16 protein-coding genes are annotated in these 15844 nt (G+C 43.7%); 6 read left to right on the top strand and 10 right to left on the bottom strand.

Going from position 1 to position 15844, the window contains the following annotated elements:
* Positions 1-2: 2 nt before the first annotated feature.
* From M1M80_RS03225 to M1M80_RS03215, 3 genes are all read right to left on the bottom strand, one after another.
* On the bottom strand, positions 3-1190 hold the full coding sequence (locus M1M80_RS03225; protein WP_060398034.1) for a macrolide family glycosyltransferase: 1188 nt from the start codon (positions 1188-1190) through the stop codon (positions 3-5).
* Positions 1191-1352: 162 nt separating this feature from the next.
* The gene (locus M1M80_RS03220; RefSeq protein WP_060398033.1) at positions 1353-2615 is read right to left on the bottom strand and encodes a glycoside hydrolase family 18 protein; all 1263 of its coding nucleotides are present in this window, start codon (positions 2613-2615) and stop codon (positions 1353-1355) included.
* A gap of 127 nt (positions 2616-2742) precedes the next feature.
* On the bottom strand, positions 2743-3417 hold the full coding sequence (locus M1M80_RS03215; protein WP_060398032.1) for a GntR family transcriptional regulator: 675 nt from the start codon (positions 3415-3417) through the stop codon (positions 2743-2745).
* Between the two features lie 233 nt (positions 3418-3650).
* On the opposite strand from M1M80_RS03215, the gene M1M80_RS03210 reads away from it, so the two are divergent.
* The gene (locus M1M80_RS03210) at positions 3651-4388 is read left to right on the top strand and encodes a sulfite exporter TauE/SafE family protein (RefSeq protein WP_019257618.1); all 738 of its coding nucleotides are present in this window, start codon (positions 3651-3653) and stop codon (positions 4386-4388) included.
* A 38-nt stretch (positions 4389-4426) separates the two neighbouring features.
* Here the strand turns inward: M1M80_RS03210 and M1M80_RS03205 are convergent, their stop codons facing one another.
* The 3 genes from M1M80_RS03205 to M1M80_RS03195 form a co-directional block, all read right to left on the bottom strand.
* Positions 4427-5635: an MFS transporter gene (locus tag M1M80_RS03205; RefSeq protein WP_060398031.1), complete on the bottom strand. Its 1209-nt coding sequence runs from the start codon at positions 5633-5635 to the stop codon at positions 4427-4429.
* A 194-nt stretch (positions 5636-5829) separates the two neighbouring features.
* A complete protein-coding gene (locus tag M1M80_RS03200; RefSeq protein WP_019257616.1) occupies positions 5830-6153 on the bottom strand; it encodes an AzlD domain-containing protein in 324 nt (107 codons plus the stop codon).
* Positions 6150-6875 carry an AzlC family ABC transporter permease gene (locus M1M80_RS03195; protein WP_003240610.1) on the bottom strand — a complete coding sequence of 242 codons (726 nt, stop codon included), beginning with the start codon at positions 6873-6875 and terminating at the stop codon, positions 6150-6152. Before M1M80_RS03195 ends, M1M80_RS03200 begins: the two co-directional genes overlap by 4 nt.
* Positions 6876-6993: 118 nt before the next feature.
* On the opposite strand from M1M80_RS03195, the gene M1M80_RS03190 reads away from it, so the two are divergent.
* The 3 genes from M1M80_RS03190 to M1M80_RS03180 all read left to right on the top strand — a co-directional run bounded on the left by M1M80_RS03190 (position 6994) and on the right by M1M80_RS03180 (position 8775).
* Complete coding sequence (locus M1M80_RS03190) at positions 6994-7551, top strand: helix-turn-helix domain-containing protein (RefSeq protein ID WP_003225384.1); 558 nt, start codon at positions 6994-6996, stop codon at positions 7549-7551.
* Positions 7552-7635: 84 nt separating this feature from the next.
* Positions 7636-8130 (top strand): MarR family transcriptional regulator, encoded by a 495-nt coding sequence (locus M1M80_RS03185; RefSeq protein WP_080010747.1) that lies wholly within the window; start codon positions 7636-7638, stop codon positions 8128-8130.
* A 15-nt stretch (positions 8131-8145) separates the two neighbouring features.
* The gene (locus M1M80_RS03180; RefSeq protein ID WP_003240607.1) at positions 8146-8775 is read left to right on the top strand and encodes a nitroreductase family protein; all 630 of its coding nucleotides are present in this window, start codon (positions 8146-8148) and stop codon (positions 8773-8775) included.
* Between the two features lie 37 nt (positions 8776-8812).
* Here the strand turns inward: M1M80_RS03180 and M1M80_RS03175 are convergent, their stop codons facing one another.
* The 4 genes from M1M80_RS03175 to M1M80_RS03160 all read right to left on the bottom strand — a co-directional run bounded on the left by M1M80_RS03175 (position 8813) and on the right by M1M80_RS03160 (position 13426).
* Entirely contained in the window at positions 8813-9553 is a 741-nt protein-coding gene (locus M1M80_RS03175; RefSeq protein ID WP_060398030.1) for an SDR family oxidoreductase, read from the bottom strand.
* A gap of 20 nt (positions 9554-9573) precedes the next feature.
* Positions 9574-10176, bottom strand: coding sequence for a TetR/AcrR family transcriptional regulator (locus tag M1M80_RS03170; protein ID WP_060398029.1), 603 nt, complete (start codon positions 10174-10176; stop codon positions 9574-9576).
* Between the two features lie 137 nt (positions 10177-10313).
* Positions 10314-12971 (bottom strand): MMPL family transporter, encoded by a 2658-nt coding sequence (locus M1M80_RS03165; RefSeq protein ID WP_060398028.1) that lies wholly within the window; start codon positions 12969-12971, stop codon positions 10314-10316.
* A complete protein-coding gene (locus tag M1M80_RS03160; RefSeq protein ID WP_029316777.1) occupies positions 12968-13426 on the bottom strand; it encodes a MarR family transcriptional regulator in 459 nt (152 codons plus the stop codon). Before M1M80_RS03160 ends, M1M80_RS03165 begins: the two co-directional genes overlap by 4 nt.
* A gap of 165 nt (positions 13427-13591) precedes the next feature.
* Between M1M80_RS03160 and dinB the strand changes: the two genes are divergently transcribed.
* Both dinB and M1M80_RS03150 read left to right on the top strand, forming a co-directional pair.
* Positions 13592-14110 carry a damage-inducible protein DinB gene (gene dinB, locus M1M80_RS03155; RefSeq protein ID WP_060398027.1) on the top strand — a complete coding sequence of 173 codons (519 nt, stop codon included), beginning with the start codon at positions 13592-13594 and terminating at the stop codon, positions 14108-14110.
* 175 nt (positions 14111-14285) lie between these two features.
* Positions 14286-15662, top strand: a complete 1377-nt coding sequence (locus tag M1M80_RS03150) for an amino acid permease (protein ID WP_060398026.1) — start codon at positions 14286-14288, stop codon at positions 15660-15662.
* Positions 15663-15844: the final 182 nt, after the last annotated feature.

The raw sequence follows: 15844 nt of genomic DNA, 5'->3' as shown, positions 1-15844 counted from the left end.
TCTTATCTGTTTTTTTGGCGAATCAATTCATCAATCCGCTCCATCACTTCATCCATGTCCATACACTCTTGGAAGCTTTGATTGATTTTTTTAATGCCTTCCGTATATTGATCATGATGTATAACCGCCTCTACGCCCTGTTTTAATTTTTGTACATCGACTTCATCTTTAGAGATGACATAGCCTGCATGGAGTTCAGAAAGGCGCTGCGCCACCATCGGCTGATCCTTGTCATGAGGCATTACAACCAGAGGCACGTTGAAATGAATTCCTTCATTTACGCTGTTCATTCCGCCGTGTGTAATGAAGACATCAGCTTGCTCCAGCACTTCCAGCTGAGGGACATACGGGGCGATGATAAAGTTTTCCGGCGCCTGCTTTAATTTGGTCAGATCCGCTTTTTCTCCGGCAGCGATGACGACTTTTCCGTTAAAGCCAGAAAATGCATCAATACAGAGGTTGAAAAATTCCTCCGTATTGTCCAGAACAGTCCCCATTGAAATATAAATAACCTTTTCATCTTTTAACTGTTCAATCGGGAAATCTGTTTTTTCCGCTCTCTTTGGAAAGCTGGGGCCGATAAACAAACATTCATCCCCAAAACGATCGCTTTCAGGCTGAAAATAACGGCTTGTATACACTACATTCAATTCCCCTTTATTGTTCATGAATTGAACCAGATTTTTCGGGACAACACCGTACGTTTCTTTCATTCTTTCTAAAAGATCTTCGCACTCTTGATCCAATTCAAGCGGCGCTCCAGATTCCGGATGCAGCGGCAGGATTTTCAGATGCTCTTCGCCAAACAGGAAGGACGCTGATGAAGAGACCCCTGGAATATCTAAGAAATCCCTCACCAATTCACCCGCACCGAATTTATCATAATACACAAAATCAAATTGAATGTTCTTAGATAAGTCTTTCACAATATGTAAAATGTCCAGCGAGGTTTTGATATGGATTTTCAAGAAATCAAGAATGCCATTGGGCGAACCGATATGAATAGGTGTTGTTCGCAGCAGATCCTGGTGAAGATGGACAGTTGCTCCCGCCGCTTCTAATCGTTTTTTATATTTTTCAGTGGAAATATAGTGGACATCATATCCCTTATCGGAAAACGCTTTTGTGATGCCTAAGGTAGGATTCACATGGCCTTCCGCAGGAAAATTTAAAATCAATACTGTCTTCATTTTGACAACTCCCTCTCATATCGTATTCTGAAACTTTGTTTGATCAGACTACACTACTAATCGTAAAATGGGGACGTATCGCCATGCAAGGGACAAATGATTGAACAATTCTGCTGCTCTGGACTAAAAATCCAAAAAAGACACCGAGCTTTGGTGTCTTTTTTATACCTTTCTGATTGTAAAAAATTTCCGCAGAAGCCACGGGCCTGGCGTGAAGCCCAAGGTTAACTGCCAAGCGCCTATGGCTTGCAACCCGTATTCGCGGACGATCAGCATCTTCTGGCTCATGCTCCTGACATCTTCAAACCATACCTCATGCGTTCGCCCCTGCTGATCTCTGTACCGGAAAAAAGGTGATTGATATTCGGTTGAATATTGTATCGGGCTTTGGTACCTCATCGCTGTTTCGATTGCGTTTTGATTTGAAATGGCTGAAGCAACTGTGCCCGGCTGGTAAGGGATGATCCAGTCGTACCCGTAGAGCGGGACTCCGATAATGATTTTTCTGCTCGGCACCTGCGCAATCGCAAACTCAATGGTTCTCCTGATCTCAGTAATCGGAGCTACAGGGCCCGGCTCACTCCCGGCATGATGCCAATCATAAGCCATGATAAACATATAATTGACAACCGCTCCAATCCCTCCGTAATCGTAGCCTCTCAGCCATGGGATATTATCGCTTGTTTTTGCCGGAACAGCTATCGTCAGCACATAGCCTCCAGCCTGAAGGCGATCTCTCAGCTGACGTAAAAAACCAGTGAAAAGATCCCGATCTGCGGCGCTCACCTGTTCAAAATCGATTGTCACACCCCCATATCCCCTTGTGGAAACTAAGTAATAAATATTGTTGACCAGGTTGGTTCTCGCTGTCGGATTATTCAGGACTTGGTGAACGAGTTCTGTACTGAACCCTGCCGATGTAAGGTTGGTTATGGTGGCCAGCGGTGTCACTCGCCTTTGCCATGTTGTCTCAATAGCGGCCGCATCATCTAACTGGTTTGCAATGTCGCCGTTAGGTGCAATATGGTATTCGAAAATCGAAATCGAAGACGAGTATGGCGCATAATCATTGATTAACGCCCGGTCGAGCTCAGGACTTCGGAGAACATAAAAGCTTAACGTACCCGCAATATAATTTGAGATAGATGGAATCGTTATTTTCATTCCTGTCTGTAAAGCATTTGGGCTGATGCCCGGGTTTGCGGCCTGCAGCCGCTCTAGTGGAACAAACGCTTTTGCCGCAATGGCGGTCAGCGTGTCTCCCGGCTGAACGGTATATACATAAAGAGGGATAAGGAGAGCCTGCCCCGGCACTATATTCGTTTCATCTAAACCATTCACACCCCGGATTTGATCAACAGAAGCACCGTATCTTCTGCCTATGGAAAACAGAGAATCACCAGGCCCGACGATATGGATAAACATGTTTAACCCCCATTATTCGTTAGTCAATCCATCATAAAATCTTATTAATCGGTTTCCTTATATATGTTGGTGAACACATAAAAAATACCAAGGGGTCAGCTCCCCCCTTGGTACCGGATCACGCATATCAATTCTCTTTTCCTTCTTCAAGCACACGCTTCAAATGCTCACAGTCATGATTGAAATGAGCCATCACATACTGTTTGGCTGCTTCTTTGTTTTTCTTTTTCACTTCTTCAAATATCTTGCGGTGTTCACTCAGGATCGTTTCTGCACGGTGGTCACCAGTATAATTAAGGATTCTGCAAAAGTGAATCAGATCATTTACATGCTCAAGCAAATTTTTCAAATGTCTGTTATGGCTAAAATCGACAAGCAGCTCATGAAACCTTTGGTTTAAACTGATGATTTCCGTATCTTCCGTTCCGTTGTGAATGGCTTTTTCTGTTTCTTCAAGCTGTTTTTCAAGTATGGCAAGCTCTTCCTCACTCGCTTCGTCTATGACTAACTCGACTGCCAGCTGCTCCAGCGGAATTCTGATTTTATAAATCTCATCTACATCTTTTGCCGTTAACGACGTGATAGAAAATCCATTTCGGTCATCTGCTTTTAACAACCCGTCTTTCTCAAGCAGCCGCATGGCTTCCCTTATCGGAGAGCGGCTGACGCCAAAGCTTTTCGCCAGCTGTGTTTCGTTTATCCGTTCCCCCGGCTTAAAAGTCCCGTTGAAAATCATTTTTTTCAGCTGGTTATAAAATTGCAGGTAGTAAGGAGTCGGCTTGTCTAATTTAAAATCGTCCATATATAATACCTCTTTTGAATATATTCAGGGGCTTTTCTTCATCAAAATCATATAACAGATGGTAAAGGGAAGCAACAAACTGCCTTGTCAGATCTCAAAATTTGAGGTACGATATGTTTGCTGAACGACGGTCGACGGACTACTGGCAACTGTTTTTCATCGCCAATAGGACACCATACCTCCGCCAGAATAGCGCACTTATTTTATTAGATCTTTTCAATGGAGGAAAAAATATGCTCATCATTTTTGTTATGTTTCTTCTCGGTATTATTTTAGGCTTTATTGGTGCCGGAGGAGCAGGCTTTGTCATTGCCCTTTTAACTCTTCTCTTCCACGTCCCGATTCATACGGCTTTAGGCACTTCCCTCGCCGGGATGGCTTTCACCAGCTTATCAGGGGCGTACAGCCACTATCGTGAAGGGAACATTCAAATGAAAATCGGCTTAACAGTCGGATGCTTTGCTGCGGTCGGCTCATTTTTCGGCGCCAAGCTGACATCTTTCATTCCGGCTGATTTGCTTCATTACTTGACGGCTGGGATGTTATTTTTATCAGCGATTCTCATTTTAATCAGATTGTTTCTTTTAAAAGAGAAGGCACAAGTGAATCAAAGCACTCTTTCAACGTATACGAGAGCGGTCATCTTAGGAATTGTAGCCGGCGTTCTTTCCGGCACATTCGGCATCGGGTCAGCGCCTTTTATTCAAATCGGTTTAATGATTATGCTGAACCTGTCCATCCGCCATTCTGTCGGAACGACGATGCTTGTAATCATCCCTCTCGCGGTAGGAGGAGGCATCGGGTATATCACAGAAGGATTTGTTGATTATGTATTGCTGATCAAGGTTCTGGTCGGCACAATGTGCGGTGCCTATGTCGGTGCGAAATTCACCAACCTTATGCCAAAGGTGGTCCTGAAATCGGCCATCTTTTTGACCCCGGCGATTGCGGGCCTGCTGTTGTTATTCTAATAAGACAAAAAAACCTGACATATTGTCAGGTTTTTTATTTATTGGTTCTGCTCTGCTCGTTCTTTCGTTAATCCAAAAAACGCCAGCGAGCCGATGACAGCTGTCACAAACATGATCGCTCCCATCGGGATGGCTGTTGTCTCATTAATGCCCACAAGCGGCGACACGATCGAACCGAGGAGCAGCGGCAGCATTCCTAGCAGCGCACTTGCACTTCCGGCACGATGCCCCTGCTTCTCCATGGCCAGCGTAAACGTGCTGGTCAGAACCATGCCGATTGTAATCATGTAAATGAAAATGGATATGACTAATGTGGCAAGAGGGCCGTGAATCATGGTCATGGTCAAAAGCACAGCAGTCGCAATCATAGCCGTAATGACCGCCATGCGAAGCAGGCTCTTTTCATGAATGATTCCGCCAAAGCGCCCGATAATAAAACTGCCCGATATAATTGCCAGGCCGTTAATGCCGAAAAGAATGCTAAACACCTGCGGAGACACCCCATAGATATCCTGGTATACAAATGGTGTACCAGATACATAAGCAAAGCTTCCCCCGTGAATAAATCCGACAGTTAACGCGTACCCCATAAAGGATCGATCCTTCAGCAGGCTGCCCATCGTTTTAACAGATGTGCCGATTGAGCTTGGAATCCGTTTTTCTGGCGGCAGCGTTTCTTTTAATCTCAATGCAATCAGAAGAACAAGTAAAAATCCGATAATCGTTAACACATGAAAAATCGTATGCCACGTTGCAAATGGCAAAAGCAAAATGGCACCGCCTGTCATAGGCGCAACCATTGGCGCAACAGCTGTAATGACCATTAACAGCGAGAAAAATTTAGAAAGCTCTCTGCCGGAAAATACATCGCGAACGATGGCCCGAGACAGCACAAGCCCTGCGGAAGCGGTAAACCCCTGTAAAAAACGCGCAGCCACTAATGTTGTAATATTGGGCGATAGCGCACAAAACAGAGAAGATAATGCAAATAAAAATATACAGATTAAGAGCGGTTTCCGTCTTCCCTGCGCATCACTGACCGGCCCGACAATCAGCTGGCCGATGGTAAGCCCGACCAGACAGGCTGTTAAACTTAACTGTACAAGTGAAGCACTTGCTGATAAATCATCCGCGATTTCAGGAAAACTCGGCAAATACATATCTATATTAAGCGGGCCCAATATAGCAAGCATGCCGAGCAGAAACGCCAATGCCAAGCGTTCTTTTCCAGTTGGATTGTGCAGCATGTTATCAAACCTTCCCTTCAACCTAGTCCCTTATATAAAATGGATGTCAACTCCAACGATGGATTGAAGCTGTAAAACATTTGTATATTGTATCATAACTTTCAGTCTGTGAAAGCCGCTTAAAGCTTGAACGAAAGACATAAAAAGATCAGGATCTGCTGCCCTGATCTTTTGAGTTCCGATATAGCTCTGTTCTATGCCCATAACCGCAAACCCGCCATAAGAAGAACACCGCTGATCACAGTAATGGATAAACTTTTCGTTTTCATCGCAATCAAGAGAGTCGGGATCAGGATGACGGCTACAGGCCAATTCAATTGAAGAGAATCATTTGACTGAATCATACAATCCTTTACGACAAGTGCTGTCAATATACACACCGGCACATAGGATAGCCACTTGAGCACGGGCTCCGGCAAAGTGATATTCCGAACAACTAAAAAGGGAATGACGCGGGGAATCATCGTGACCAGCGCACAGCCGATAATCACCATCAAGATGTATGTATTGACACTCATTTATCAGTCACCACCCCGATTGTTGCTACGATGACCGTTGATATGATGACAGCAAGATGAGACGGCATAAAGAAAGAAAAAACAACCATGGCAATCACCATATAGATAATGAGAGATACATAATGTTTAAGCTTCGCCGGCACAACATGTTCCAGTTGAAGAACCAGCAGCGCTAAAAACATAGCCGTCACCGCAAAATCAAGTCCGAACGATTCCGGATCGGTAATCCACTTGCCAAAAACAGCACCTGCCACACAGGAAAGCACCCAGCATGCATACGCAGTAAGATTTAAACCGAACATCCAGCGGTCGTTAATCGGCTCTTTTTTAACAATCTTATTTGAAGCAACACCGAACGATTCATCTGTTACCATCATGCCGATCCCTACATTTTTCGCCAGTGAATACTTTGAAAAATGAGGAGCAAGCGCGGCACTTAGTAGAAAATTCCGCAAATTCACAATAAACGTTGTCAGAATAATGGCTGACATTGGGCTGTTCGCCGCTAACAACGCACACATAATGAACTGGGCGCCGCCTGCAAAAACCAATCCTGACATTAACACAATTTCCATTACGCTTAAATGCGACGCAACCCCCACGATTCCAAGAGCCAAGCCTACACTGATGTAACCGACCAGCGTCGGAACACAATCTTGAAATCCCTGCAGGAATGTTGGCTCGTCAGTTTTTGCATGAGTCATTTCTTTTTCAGATATCATTCTGTTCTCCTCCTCGTCTAACATATTATACACACGTATGTTATAACTGACAATAGAATGTGATAACAGACTTCCATATGTTATAATAAAGCGAATATGGACGTAAGGAGATACATGTATGGATGATATCCAAGCCATTATCGCAATGAATCTAGTCAAACTTAGAAAAAACAGAAACCTGACCCTTGATCAAGTTTCTGAATTAACGGGTGTCAGCAAAGCGATGCTCGGACAAATCGAAAAAGGGAAATCAACCCCGACTGTCACCACGCTATGGAAGATCGCAAACGGGCTTCAAGTATCCTTTTCTGTATTTCTAAAAGAAGACAAACCAAAAGTTAGAAAAATCAACCTGCAGGATATCGAACCTGTTACAGATAATGAAGAAAACTACAGCGTCTACCCTTTTTTCCCTTACAATCCTGAAACAAAGTTTGAAATTTACGTTGTGGATCTGAAACCTGGATGTATACATGAAGCAAAAACACATTTAGGAGAAGAATATATTTTAATTAAAGAAGGCGAATTAACAGTCATTCTGCAGGGTCAGGAGCATATGCTCGCTTCCGGAGACGCCTTGCAGTTTACAGGGTCAACCCCGCACAGCTACATCAATTCATCTGAAGAAACGGCCAGTTTTTTTCTGCTGATGTTTTATCCTGAGCCGCAAGGGTGACAAACAACCTCTCAGCTTAAATCGCTGGGAGGTTTTTCATATGTGCAAATGGCTTGCAAGATGAAAGCATTCGTTGTATATTAATTGACGTGTCAATCATTGATATATCAATTAATAGTTTTGACAAGAAAGAAGGGATGGGTTTTGGCATCATTTTGTTCAGAGGAAGCCGAGATTTTATATCAGCTGCAAGGCGTGAACAAGGTGATTGGCATGAAGTTCGAGGCATGCACGGGCATCAGCCAATCTCGTTTGGAATTGCTGACATTGCTTTATCATGCAGATGAGATCAGTCAAAGCGACCTTCAAAAGAAAGTAAATATAGATAGCGCAGCCGTCACTAGACACCTAAAACAGCTGGAAGCCAAAGGCATGGTATCAAGACGGCGCAAGCCTGAGGACAATCGCATCACCCTTGTTCGGTTAACAGACCAAGGAAGAGAGCGAATCGAGTCTTCTAAGAAAGAAAAGGAGCGTTTCATGAAGGAAATGCTCGCAAATGTAAGTACAGAAGAGCGCCGCCTGCTCATTGATGTGCTGGCGCGCATGCGGAACAACATAGACAATATTGAAGCATAAGAGGAGTGTATCAACATGATCAAAACAAATGATTTTATGGAGATTATGAAAGGACGCCGTTCCATTCGCAACTATGATCCGACAGTAAAAATCACTAAAGAAGAGATGACAGAAATCTTAGAGGAAGCAACAACTGCGCCATCTTCTGTTAACGCGCAGCCATGGCGTTTTCTCGTCATTGACAGCCCGGAAGGAAAAGAAAAGCTCGCACCGCTTGCAAGCTTTAACCAAACACAAGTCACAACATCATCTGCTGTCATTGCTGTATTTGCAGACATGAACAATGCAGACTACTTAGAAGAAATCTATTCAAAAGCTGTGGAACTCGGTTACATGCCGCAGGAGGTCAAAGACAGACAAATCGCTGCGCTGACCGCTCATTTTGAAAAGCTTCCTGCACAGGTGAACCGCGAAACGATCCTGATTGACGGAGGCCTCGTTTCGATGCAGCTAATGCTGACTGCACGCGCACACGGCTACGATACAAACCCGATCGGCGGATACGATAAAGAAAACATCGCAGAAACATTTGGATTAGATAAAGAACGTTATGTACCGGTTATGCTTCTTTCTATCGGAAAAGCAGCAGACGAAGGCTATGCTTCCTACCGTCTGCCGATTGATACAATTGCAGAATGGAAATAAAACAAAGAGCCCAGGAATATTTTCCGGGCTCTTTGTTTTAAATAAAGCCGCCGTTCACGCGGATCGTCTGGCCTGTGATCCATTGTGATTTTTCACTTACAAGGAACTCGATGACATTTGCAATATCTTCGGGTTCACCAATACGGCCGAGTGCGATGGTCTTTTTCAAACCTTCAATTTGCTGCTCGGTTTTGCCTACAGTAAACAGCTCAGTGTTCACCGGCCCCGGCGCAACCGCGTTAATGGTGATTTGCTTTACTGCTAATTCTTTTGCAAGCTGGCGGGTGAATTGCTCAACCGCACCTTTTGTTCCCGCATACACGCTGTATGTCGGAAACATTTGACCGACGACGGATGTCGAGAAGTTGATGATTCTCCCCTTCTCCTCCATGTATTTCATCGCTTGCTGGCAGGCGAAAAACGTTCCTTTAGCATTGAGATTAAACTGCTTGTCGAAGTCTTCCTCTGTTACTTTTTCGATTGGCTGATAAATATTGACGCCCGCATTGTTGATGAGAATATCTACTTTTCCAAAGGCCTCGATGGTTTTTGTAAATAACGACTCGACGCCGGCTACCCGGCTGAGATCGGCTTGGATAGCTACAGCTTCTCCGCCCTTTTTCTTGATGCCTTCCACAACCTCTTCCGCTTTTTCCGGGCTGCTTGAATAATTGACTGCTACTTTGATGCCGAGATCAGCCAGCTGTTCGGCAATTGCCCGACCGATTCCCCTTGAAGCTCCAGTTACAATCGCTGTTTTTCCTTTTACCCGTTCCATGTATGTCACCCTCCGATTGATTACGATTTTTCCGTGAAAGCTAAAAAACCATTTTCAAGCAATGACCAAACACTTTCAAATTCCTCTTCAATCGTATCTTTTTTCCACTCGTACGCATGAGCGGGATGATGAAAACGTTCTGTAGCGTAAAAAATGCCTCGTGCCAGTTCCTCATGATCATTTGATTTCGTGTCACAGTCATTCAAAAGAACACTCAATTGCTTGACCATATGAACAATACTTTTGTTGACCATCTCAGAGCATTCACCCGTTACTTTCGCATACATGGCAAATAATTCTTCATCTTCTGAAGCATAATACCGCTTTAGATCAAACAATTTCTTGATATAAGCTTTCACATGCGCAGCACCTTTTAGCGAAGAATCCTCATATACAGCGGTAAGAGGCACGCTGATCTTTTCATTCAGCCACATTTCAGTCGCCGCTTCCAGAATCTCTTTTTTGCTTTTGAAATGGCGGTAGATCGTTCCATGGCTTACATGTAATGCTTTCGCTACATCTGTGATTGATGTTTTGGCGACACCAAAACGCCTTAGTGTTTCTTCTGTCGCTATCAGTATTTGTTTTTTGGTTAACACGTCACCATCTGAAGATCTGTTCATAGTGCTGCGGCTTTTCAGGGCCGCATGAGACACCTCCTTGAGGACATCTTAGCAAAACCGCAAACAAATGACAAATATTTATTTTTGTCATTTGTCATAAAAAAAGAGTGATGAACTATTCATCACTCTTCTCTTGGTTATTCTTTTGTTTTCTTCCTGCCGAACGGCCACCAGTTGCCTTCGCCAAAGGTCGCGATGATTGCCGGAATGAAGAGCGGAAGGATGACAAGACCGTAAAGCAAGAGCCCGATAATGATGACACTTGCCACCTGCATCAGCGTATTGACGCCTGAAGGCATCATCGCCGCGAACGTTCCAGCCAAAATAATGGCCGCTGTAATAATGACGGATCCCATTTTGCTCATTGATCTGATAACACCTTGCTCAATGCCCATATGCACCTCTTCCTTAAATCGGTCCAGCAAGAAGATCGAATAATCTACCCCTAACGCGATCAAGATGACAAAGCTGAAGAACGGTACTGCCCAGCTGACGCCGGCGTTTCCTAAGCCGTTTACAAAAATCAATTCTGTTATGGATATCGACGTATAGTACGTGAGCAGCAGTGACGCGATCATATAGATCGGCATAATCATTGAGCGGAACAAAATGGTTAACACAATAAACAGGCCAATAATCATGATCACCATTGTTCTGGAGAAGTCCGTTGTGGACAGCTCTTTTAAGTCCGCATTCATACTCGTGACCCCGCCGTATACAATCTGTGCATCCTCGAGAGAAGTGCCGTCAACTTCGTTTGCTACAGCTTTTTTGATTTGATTTATTGTCGTAATGGCTTGTTCTGAATAAGGATTGGAATCCAAGACGACGCTTAATTGCACGCCTTTGCCGTCTGCAAAGGAATATTGGTCAATTGACTTCTTAAAGTCTTTATCTTTCATCACTTGATCAGGAATGAATATCCCTGTATCCCTTACGGCTGAGCTTTTACTCATATCCTCTAACATATCACTGGAAGCTGTTATGCCGTCAGTGATTTTCGTCAGGCCATCATTTGCGCTCTTGACGCCTTCGGCAAGCTTCTTCAGGCTTTCCGCCAGCGTTCCGGCTTGTGCCTGCTGGCCTGAGAGCTGCTGGTTTGCTTGTTCAAGGCCGATTTGAATCTGACCAAGCTGTCCGCTGATTGCCGTAAGCTGCTGTACGGTCTGTGCGGTGTTGCCGGTTTGGGAAATCTGTTTGCCCACTAGCTGCAGCTGCTGATTGATTTTGCCTAAGCCGTCTGCCGCATCGCCCAGTGAACCGCCGGAGCTGCTATTTGAGGCTGAGCCGGTTTGCCCCGCCATTTGATTGAGTCCGTTTTCTATATCCGTTAAACCGCTTTGGACATCGGCAATTCCTTTTACCGTCTTATCGAGCCCGTCTGAAACCGAGCCTAGCTGTTTATCAATATATAAATCTTTGATTTTTTCACCAGTCGGCTGCGTGATGGTCATGACAGAGTCAACATGATCGACTTTCTCAATCGCTTTGCTGATATTTCCGAGATAAGGGATTGTATCAGCTGTTGTGAGATCTTTGTCTCCTTTCACGACAACATTGATCGGGAACGCTTTCCCTTCACCGAATCCGTCCTTGATGGCCTTGAGAGCTTTGATTGATTTATAATCGCTGCTGATTTCCGCAGTCGAATCAAATGAAATCTGGTCATCATAGGTCAGAATGAACGGAAGCGTGATAATTACCGTGATGACAATGAACAGAAACGGACGTACAACGGAATGTCTCCCGAGAAACGCCCATAATTTATTGTCACTGTGGGACAGCACTTTCTTAGAAGGCCAGAATAATTTTTCACCCAGCGTCACCATAAATAATGGCAGCAGTGTGTAGAGGATGATCATTAAGATTCCAACACCGACTGCGACTCCTACTGCGGATTGGAAAATCGCAAACTTCGCAAATCCTAAGGCGGAAAATCCGATCAATACCGCAAATCCGCTGATAAATAAGGTTTTTCCTCCTGTACGGTAAGCGATAAGCGCCGCTTCTTTTTTGTCATGCCCGTTTGCCAATTCTTCACGGAATCGGGTAAGAAGCAGAATGCAGTAATCTGTTCCGATACCGAACAGGATGGCGACTAAGAAGGTTTGCGTAAACGTTGAGATAGGAAAATCAACATTGTACACAAGGATCCCCAAAATGGATTGACTGATCAGATAAGAGAAACCGACAATCACAATCGGGATAAAAGGCGTCACAACAGATCGGAACACGATCAGCAGTAAACCGATGATCAGGCAGACGGTGATTACTTCCGTTTTCTTGAGCCCTTCCTCTGAGCTGTGAGCGAAATCCTGATTGATGAGAGAAGCTCCCGTAATATATGCGGTCAAATCATCAGGAACGATTTTATAAATGTCATCCGCGATTTTTTCCGCCTTTTTATCAGAACCTGTAATCGTGACAGGAATGAGGACGGTTTTCTTATCTTTTGAAATTAATTGGTCTTTGACTTCTTTTTCAGCTGTCAAAGGAGACGTTACCTCTTCTACACCGTCGATCTTTTTGATTTTATCGACCATTGTGCGAAGCTGATCCTCTGTTTCTTTCTTCAAAGCGTGGTCTAATGTAAAGACAACACTGATCGAATTATTGTCTTCTCCCGCTTGTTTTAAAATGGCGTTTGCTCTTTCTGAAACGGCATCAGCGGGAAGCTGGGCCTGCCCCTTTTGATTGGCCAGCTCCGTTAAGTTCGGAGAAAACAAACTCAATACAACGGTAAGTGCTAATATAACGGCTGCAATTGCCCACTTGAATTTGATGATTGCTCTCATTCGGCAGGATCTCCTCCTTTAAATTTGCTTTTTAGAATGGTGAATATCTCTATGATGGAATTTAAGTGTTCCTCATCTATATCATCGATCAGCCCTTTGAGAGCGTTAAAGATGGCTGAATCTAATTCTTCTAGTATGGTTTCACCGCTGGTTGTGATGTTAATTAGCTTAGAGCGCTTATCACTCTTGGCCGGACAGTCATCCCATTCAACTAATCCCTTATCGAGCAGCTTTTTCAGTCTGTTCGAAATCGCGCTCTTATGTACATTTTGATACATGGCCAGGCTGCCGGGAGAGGTTGGGCCCTTAACTTTTAAAATTTTTAACAGGTCCGCCTGTTCCCTTGAGATATGTTTGAAGACATCCTGATTGATTTCACGATGCACAAACTCTGTCCCTTCAAGTAATACTTCTACAAACAGGTTTATCGCCTGACATAGCTTTTGTTCATTCAACATCTTCCCCTCCTCATTATAGTTTACCCCTGTAAACTTTATGATCAATGTCAATTAGTTTATTCCCCTAAACTATGTCTGTCAACATATTTTATTCACGAACCTCCACAAAGAACACCCGTTCGTGTACAATAGAAGTTATAAACGCGAAAGGGGTAAATTAACATGTCAGATTTTTCATTAAAATTGTATGAATATAACGTCTGGGCCAATCAGCAAATATTCAGCCGATTAAAAGAGCTTCCAAAAGAGGTATATCGCCAAGACATGCAAAGTGTGTTTCCGTCGATATCCCATGTGCTGTCTCATGTTTATCTTTCTGATTTAGGCTGGATTGAAGTGTTTTCCGGCAAAAGCTTGAGTGATGCTATGGCGTTAGCTGAACAGCTTAAAGAACAGACAGAGGCAAAAGAAATGGGGGAAATGGAAGCCCTGTTTCTAACGTTATCTGAGCGCTATACATTATTTTTAAAGCAAAAAGAACAGCTCAATAAGCCCCTCCAGATTCAAAACCCCTCTGGCGGAATCATGAAAACGACTGTTTCTGAACTGGTTCCCCACGTTGTCAATCACGGGACATACCACCGCGGCAATATCACGGCAATGCTGCGGCAGGCAGGATATGCATCAGCTCCGACAGATTACGGGCTCTACCTGTATATAAAAAAAACAGAAATGGCATAAGAAAAAGCGGCTCCCTAAATGGAGCCGCTTTTTTTATGAGAAATAGTCCAAATCACATTAAAATTTCTTTTCATATATCCTTTATAGTAAAAAAGATAGAAATTTTAGTGTTATAATAATCATTAAAAACATATTGCTGACTCAATAAACATTTTTCAATGGAGGAACACACAAAGTGACAGACGACATGACGAAAGACAATATAAATCAGCAAAAATTGGAGAGAGGCTTGAAAAACAGGCATATCCAGCTCATCGCCATCGGCGGAGCCATTGGGACAGGCTTATTTCTCGGCTCTGGAAAATCGATTCATTTTGCTGGACCGTCGATTTTATTTGCTTACATGATCACGGGGATCATTTGCTTTTTAATTATGAGATCTCTGGGTGAACTGTTGTTATCGAATTTGAACTATCACTCTTTTGTTGATTTTGTGCAAGACTATTTAGGCGATATGGCAGCCTTTATCACCGGCTGGACATATTGGTTCTGCTGGATTTCCATTGCGATGGCTGATCTGACAGCCGTCGGGCTTTACACCCAATATTGGCTCCCAGGTGTGCCGCAATGGGTGCCCGGCTTAATCGCTCTGATTATTTTACTGATTATGAACCTGGCAACCGTCAAGCTTTTTGGAGAATTAGAATTTTGGTTTGCTTTAATTAAAGTCATTGCCATTTTGGCCCTGATCGTCATTGGCCTTGTGATGATTTTCAAAGGTTTTTCCACAAGCTCAGGGGTCTCCAGTTTCACAAATCTCTGGAGCCACGGAGGCATGTTCCCGAATGGCATGCACGGGTTTATCCTCTCGTTCCAGATGGTTGTGTTTGCCTTTGTCGGCATTGAGCTGGTCGGACTTACAGCCGGTGAAACAGAAAACCCTGAAAAAGTAATTCCTAAAGCGATCAACAATATCCCTGTCCGGGTGCTGCTTTTCTATATTGGTGCTCTTCTTGTGATTATGAGCATCTATCCTTGGGATGTCGTCAATCCTAGCGAGAGCCCATTCGTACAAGTATTTGTCGCGGTGGGCATCGTCGGGGCAGCAAGCATTATCAACTTTGTTGTATTGACATCCGCTGCTTCAGCATGCAACAGCGCTGTATTCAGTACAAGCCGTATGGTCTATTCCCTGGCGAAAGATAACAATGCGCCTGAATCAATGGCGAAACTGACTCCGCGTAAAGTACCTAGAAATGCATTGTTCTTTTCGGCTATCGTGATTTTAATCGGTGTCACGTTAAACTACATCATGCCAGAAGGCGTATTCACCCTGATCACAAGCATTTCAACCTTATGCTTTATCTATATTTGGGGTATTACGGTCATCTGCCATATGAAATACCGGAAAACAAGACCTGAACTAGCAAAAACAAATAAGTTTAAGCTTCCGCTTTATCCGTTTACAAATTACCTGATTCTTGCGTTTCTGGCGTTTATCCTTGTTGTGCTGGCATTGGCTGAGGATACCAGAGTTTCGCTATTCGTTACACCGGTTTGGTTTATTTTGCTGATTGTGATTTATAAAGTAAGAAAAGCGAAGCATCAATAAGATTCGCAGCTCCTGCCTCAGAAATGAGAGCAGGAGTTTTTTTGATGAAAATGACCTTTGCTTTCGAATTTGAAGGTATGCTATAGTATTTGTAATCAAAACAAGAAGGGATGATGGGTGGACAATGATTAACTAATCTTATTTTTACCGTTTGAAATCAATATTTCAAATCAGAAAAAATA

The sequence above is a fragment of the Bacillus inaquosorum genome (genome assembly GCF_023238325.1).
Classification (GTDB): Bacteria; Bacillota; Bacilli; order Bacillales; family Bacillaceae; genus Bacillus; species Bacillus inaquosorum.
The sequence above is the reverse complement of the archived record's forward strand: the minus strand, read 5'-3'. Positions and strand labels throughout refer to the sequence as shown.

What these genes read in the sequence shown, in the direction of transcription:
- M1M80_RS03225 (WP_060398034.1), bottom strand. Translation starts at nt 1,190, where the DNA reads ATGAAGACAGTATTGATTTTAAATTTTCCTGCGGAAGGCCATGTGAAT.
- M1M80_RS03220 (WP_060398033.1), bottom strand. Translation starts at nt 2,615, where the DNA reads ATGTTTATCCATATCGTCGGGCCTGGTGATTCTCTGTTTTCCATAGGC.
- M1M80_RS03215 (WP_060398032.1), bottom strand. Translation starts at nt 3,417, where the DNA reads ATGGACGATTTTAAATTAGACAAGCCGACTCCTTACTACCTGCAATTT.
- M1M80_RS03210 (WP_019257618.1), top strand. Translation starts at nt 3,651, where the DNA reads ATGCTCATCATTTTTGTTATGTTTCTTCTCGGTATTATTTTAGGCTTT.
- M1M80_RS03205 (WP_060398031.1), bottom strand. Translation starts at nt 5,635, where the DNA reads ATGCTGCACAATCCAACTGGAAAAGAACGCTTGGCATTGGCGTTTCTG.
- M1M80_RS03200 (WP_019257616.1), bottom strand. Translation starts at nt 6,153, where the DNA reads ATGAGTGTCAATACATACATCTTGATGGTGATTATCGGCTGTGCGCTG.
- M1M80_RS03195 (WP_003240610.1), bottom strand. Translation starts at nt 6,875, where the DNA reads ATGATATCTGAAAAAGAAATGACTCATGCAAAAACTGACGAGCCAACA.
- M1M80_RS03190 (WP_003225384.1), top strand. Translation starts at nt 6,994, where the DNA reads ATGGATGATATCCAAGCCATTATCGCAATGAATCTAGTCAAACTTAGA.
- M1M80_RS03180 (WP_003240607.1), top strand. Translation starts at nt 8,146, where the DNA reads ATGATCAAAACAAATGATTTTATGGAGATTATGAAAGGACGCCGTTCC.
- M1M80_RS03175 (WP_060398030.1), bottom strand. Translation starts at nt 9,553, where the DNA reads ATGGAACGGGTAAAAGGAAAAACAGCGATTGTAACTGGAGCTTCAAGG.
- M1M80_RS03170 (WP_060398029.1), bottom strand. Translation starts at nt 10,176, where the DNA reads ATGAACAGATCTTCAGATGGTGACGTGTTAACCAAAAAACAAATACTG.
- M1M80_RS03165 (WP_060398028.1), bottom strand. Translation starts at nt 12,971, where the DNA reads ATGAGAGCAATCATCAAATTCAAGTGGGCAATTGCAGCCGTTATATTA.
- dinB (WP_060398027.1), top strand. Translation starts at nt 13,592, where the DNA reads ATGTCAGATTTTTCATTAAAATTGTATGAATATAACGTCTGGGCCAAT.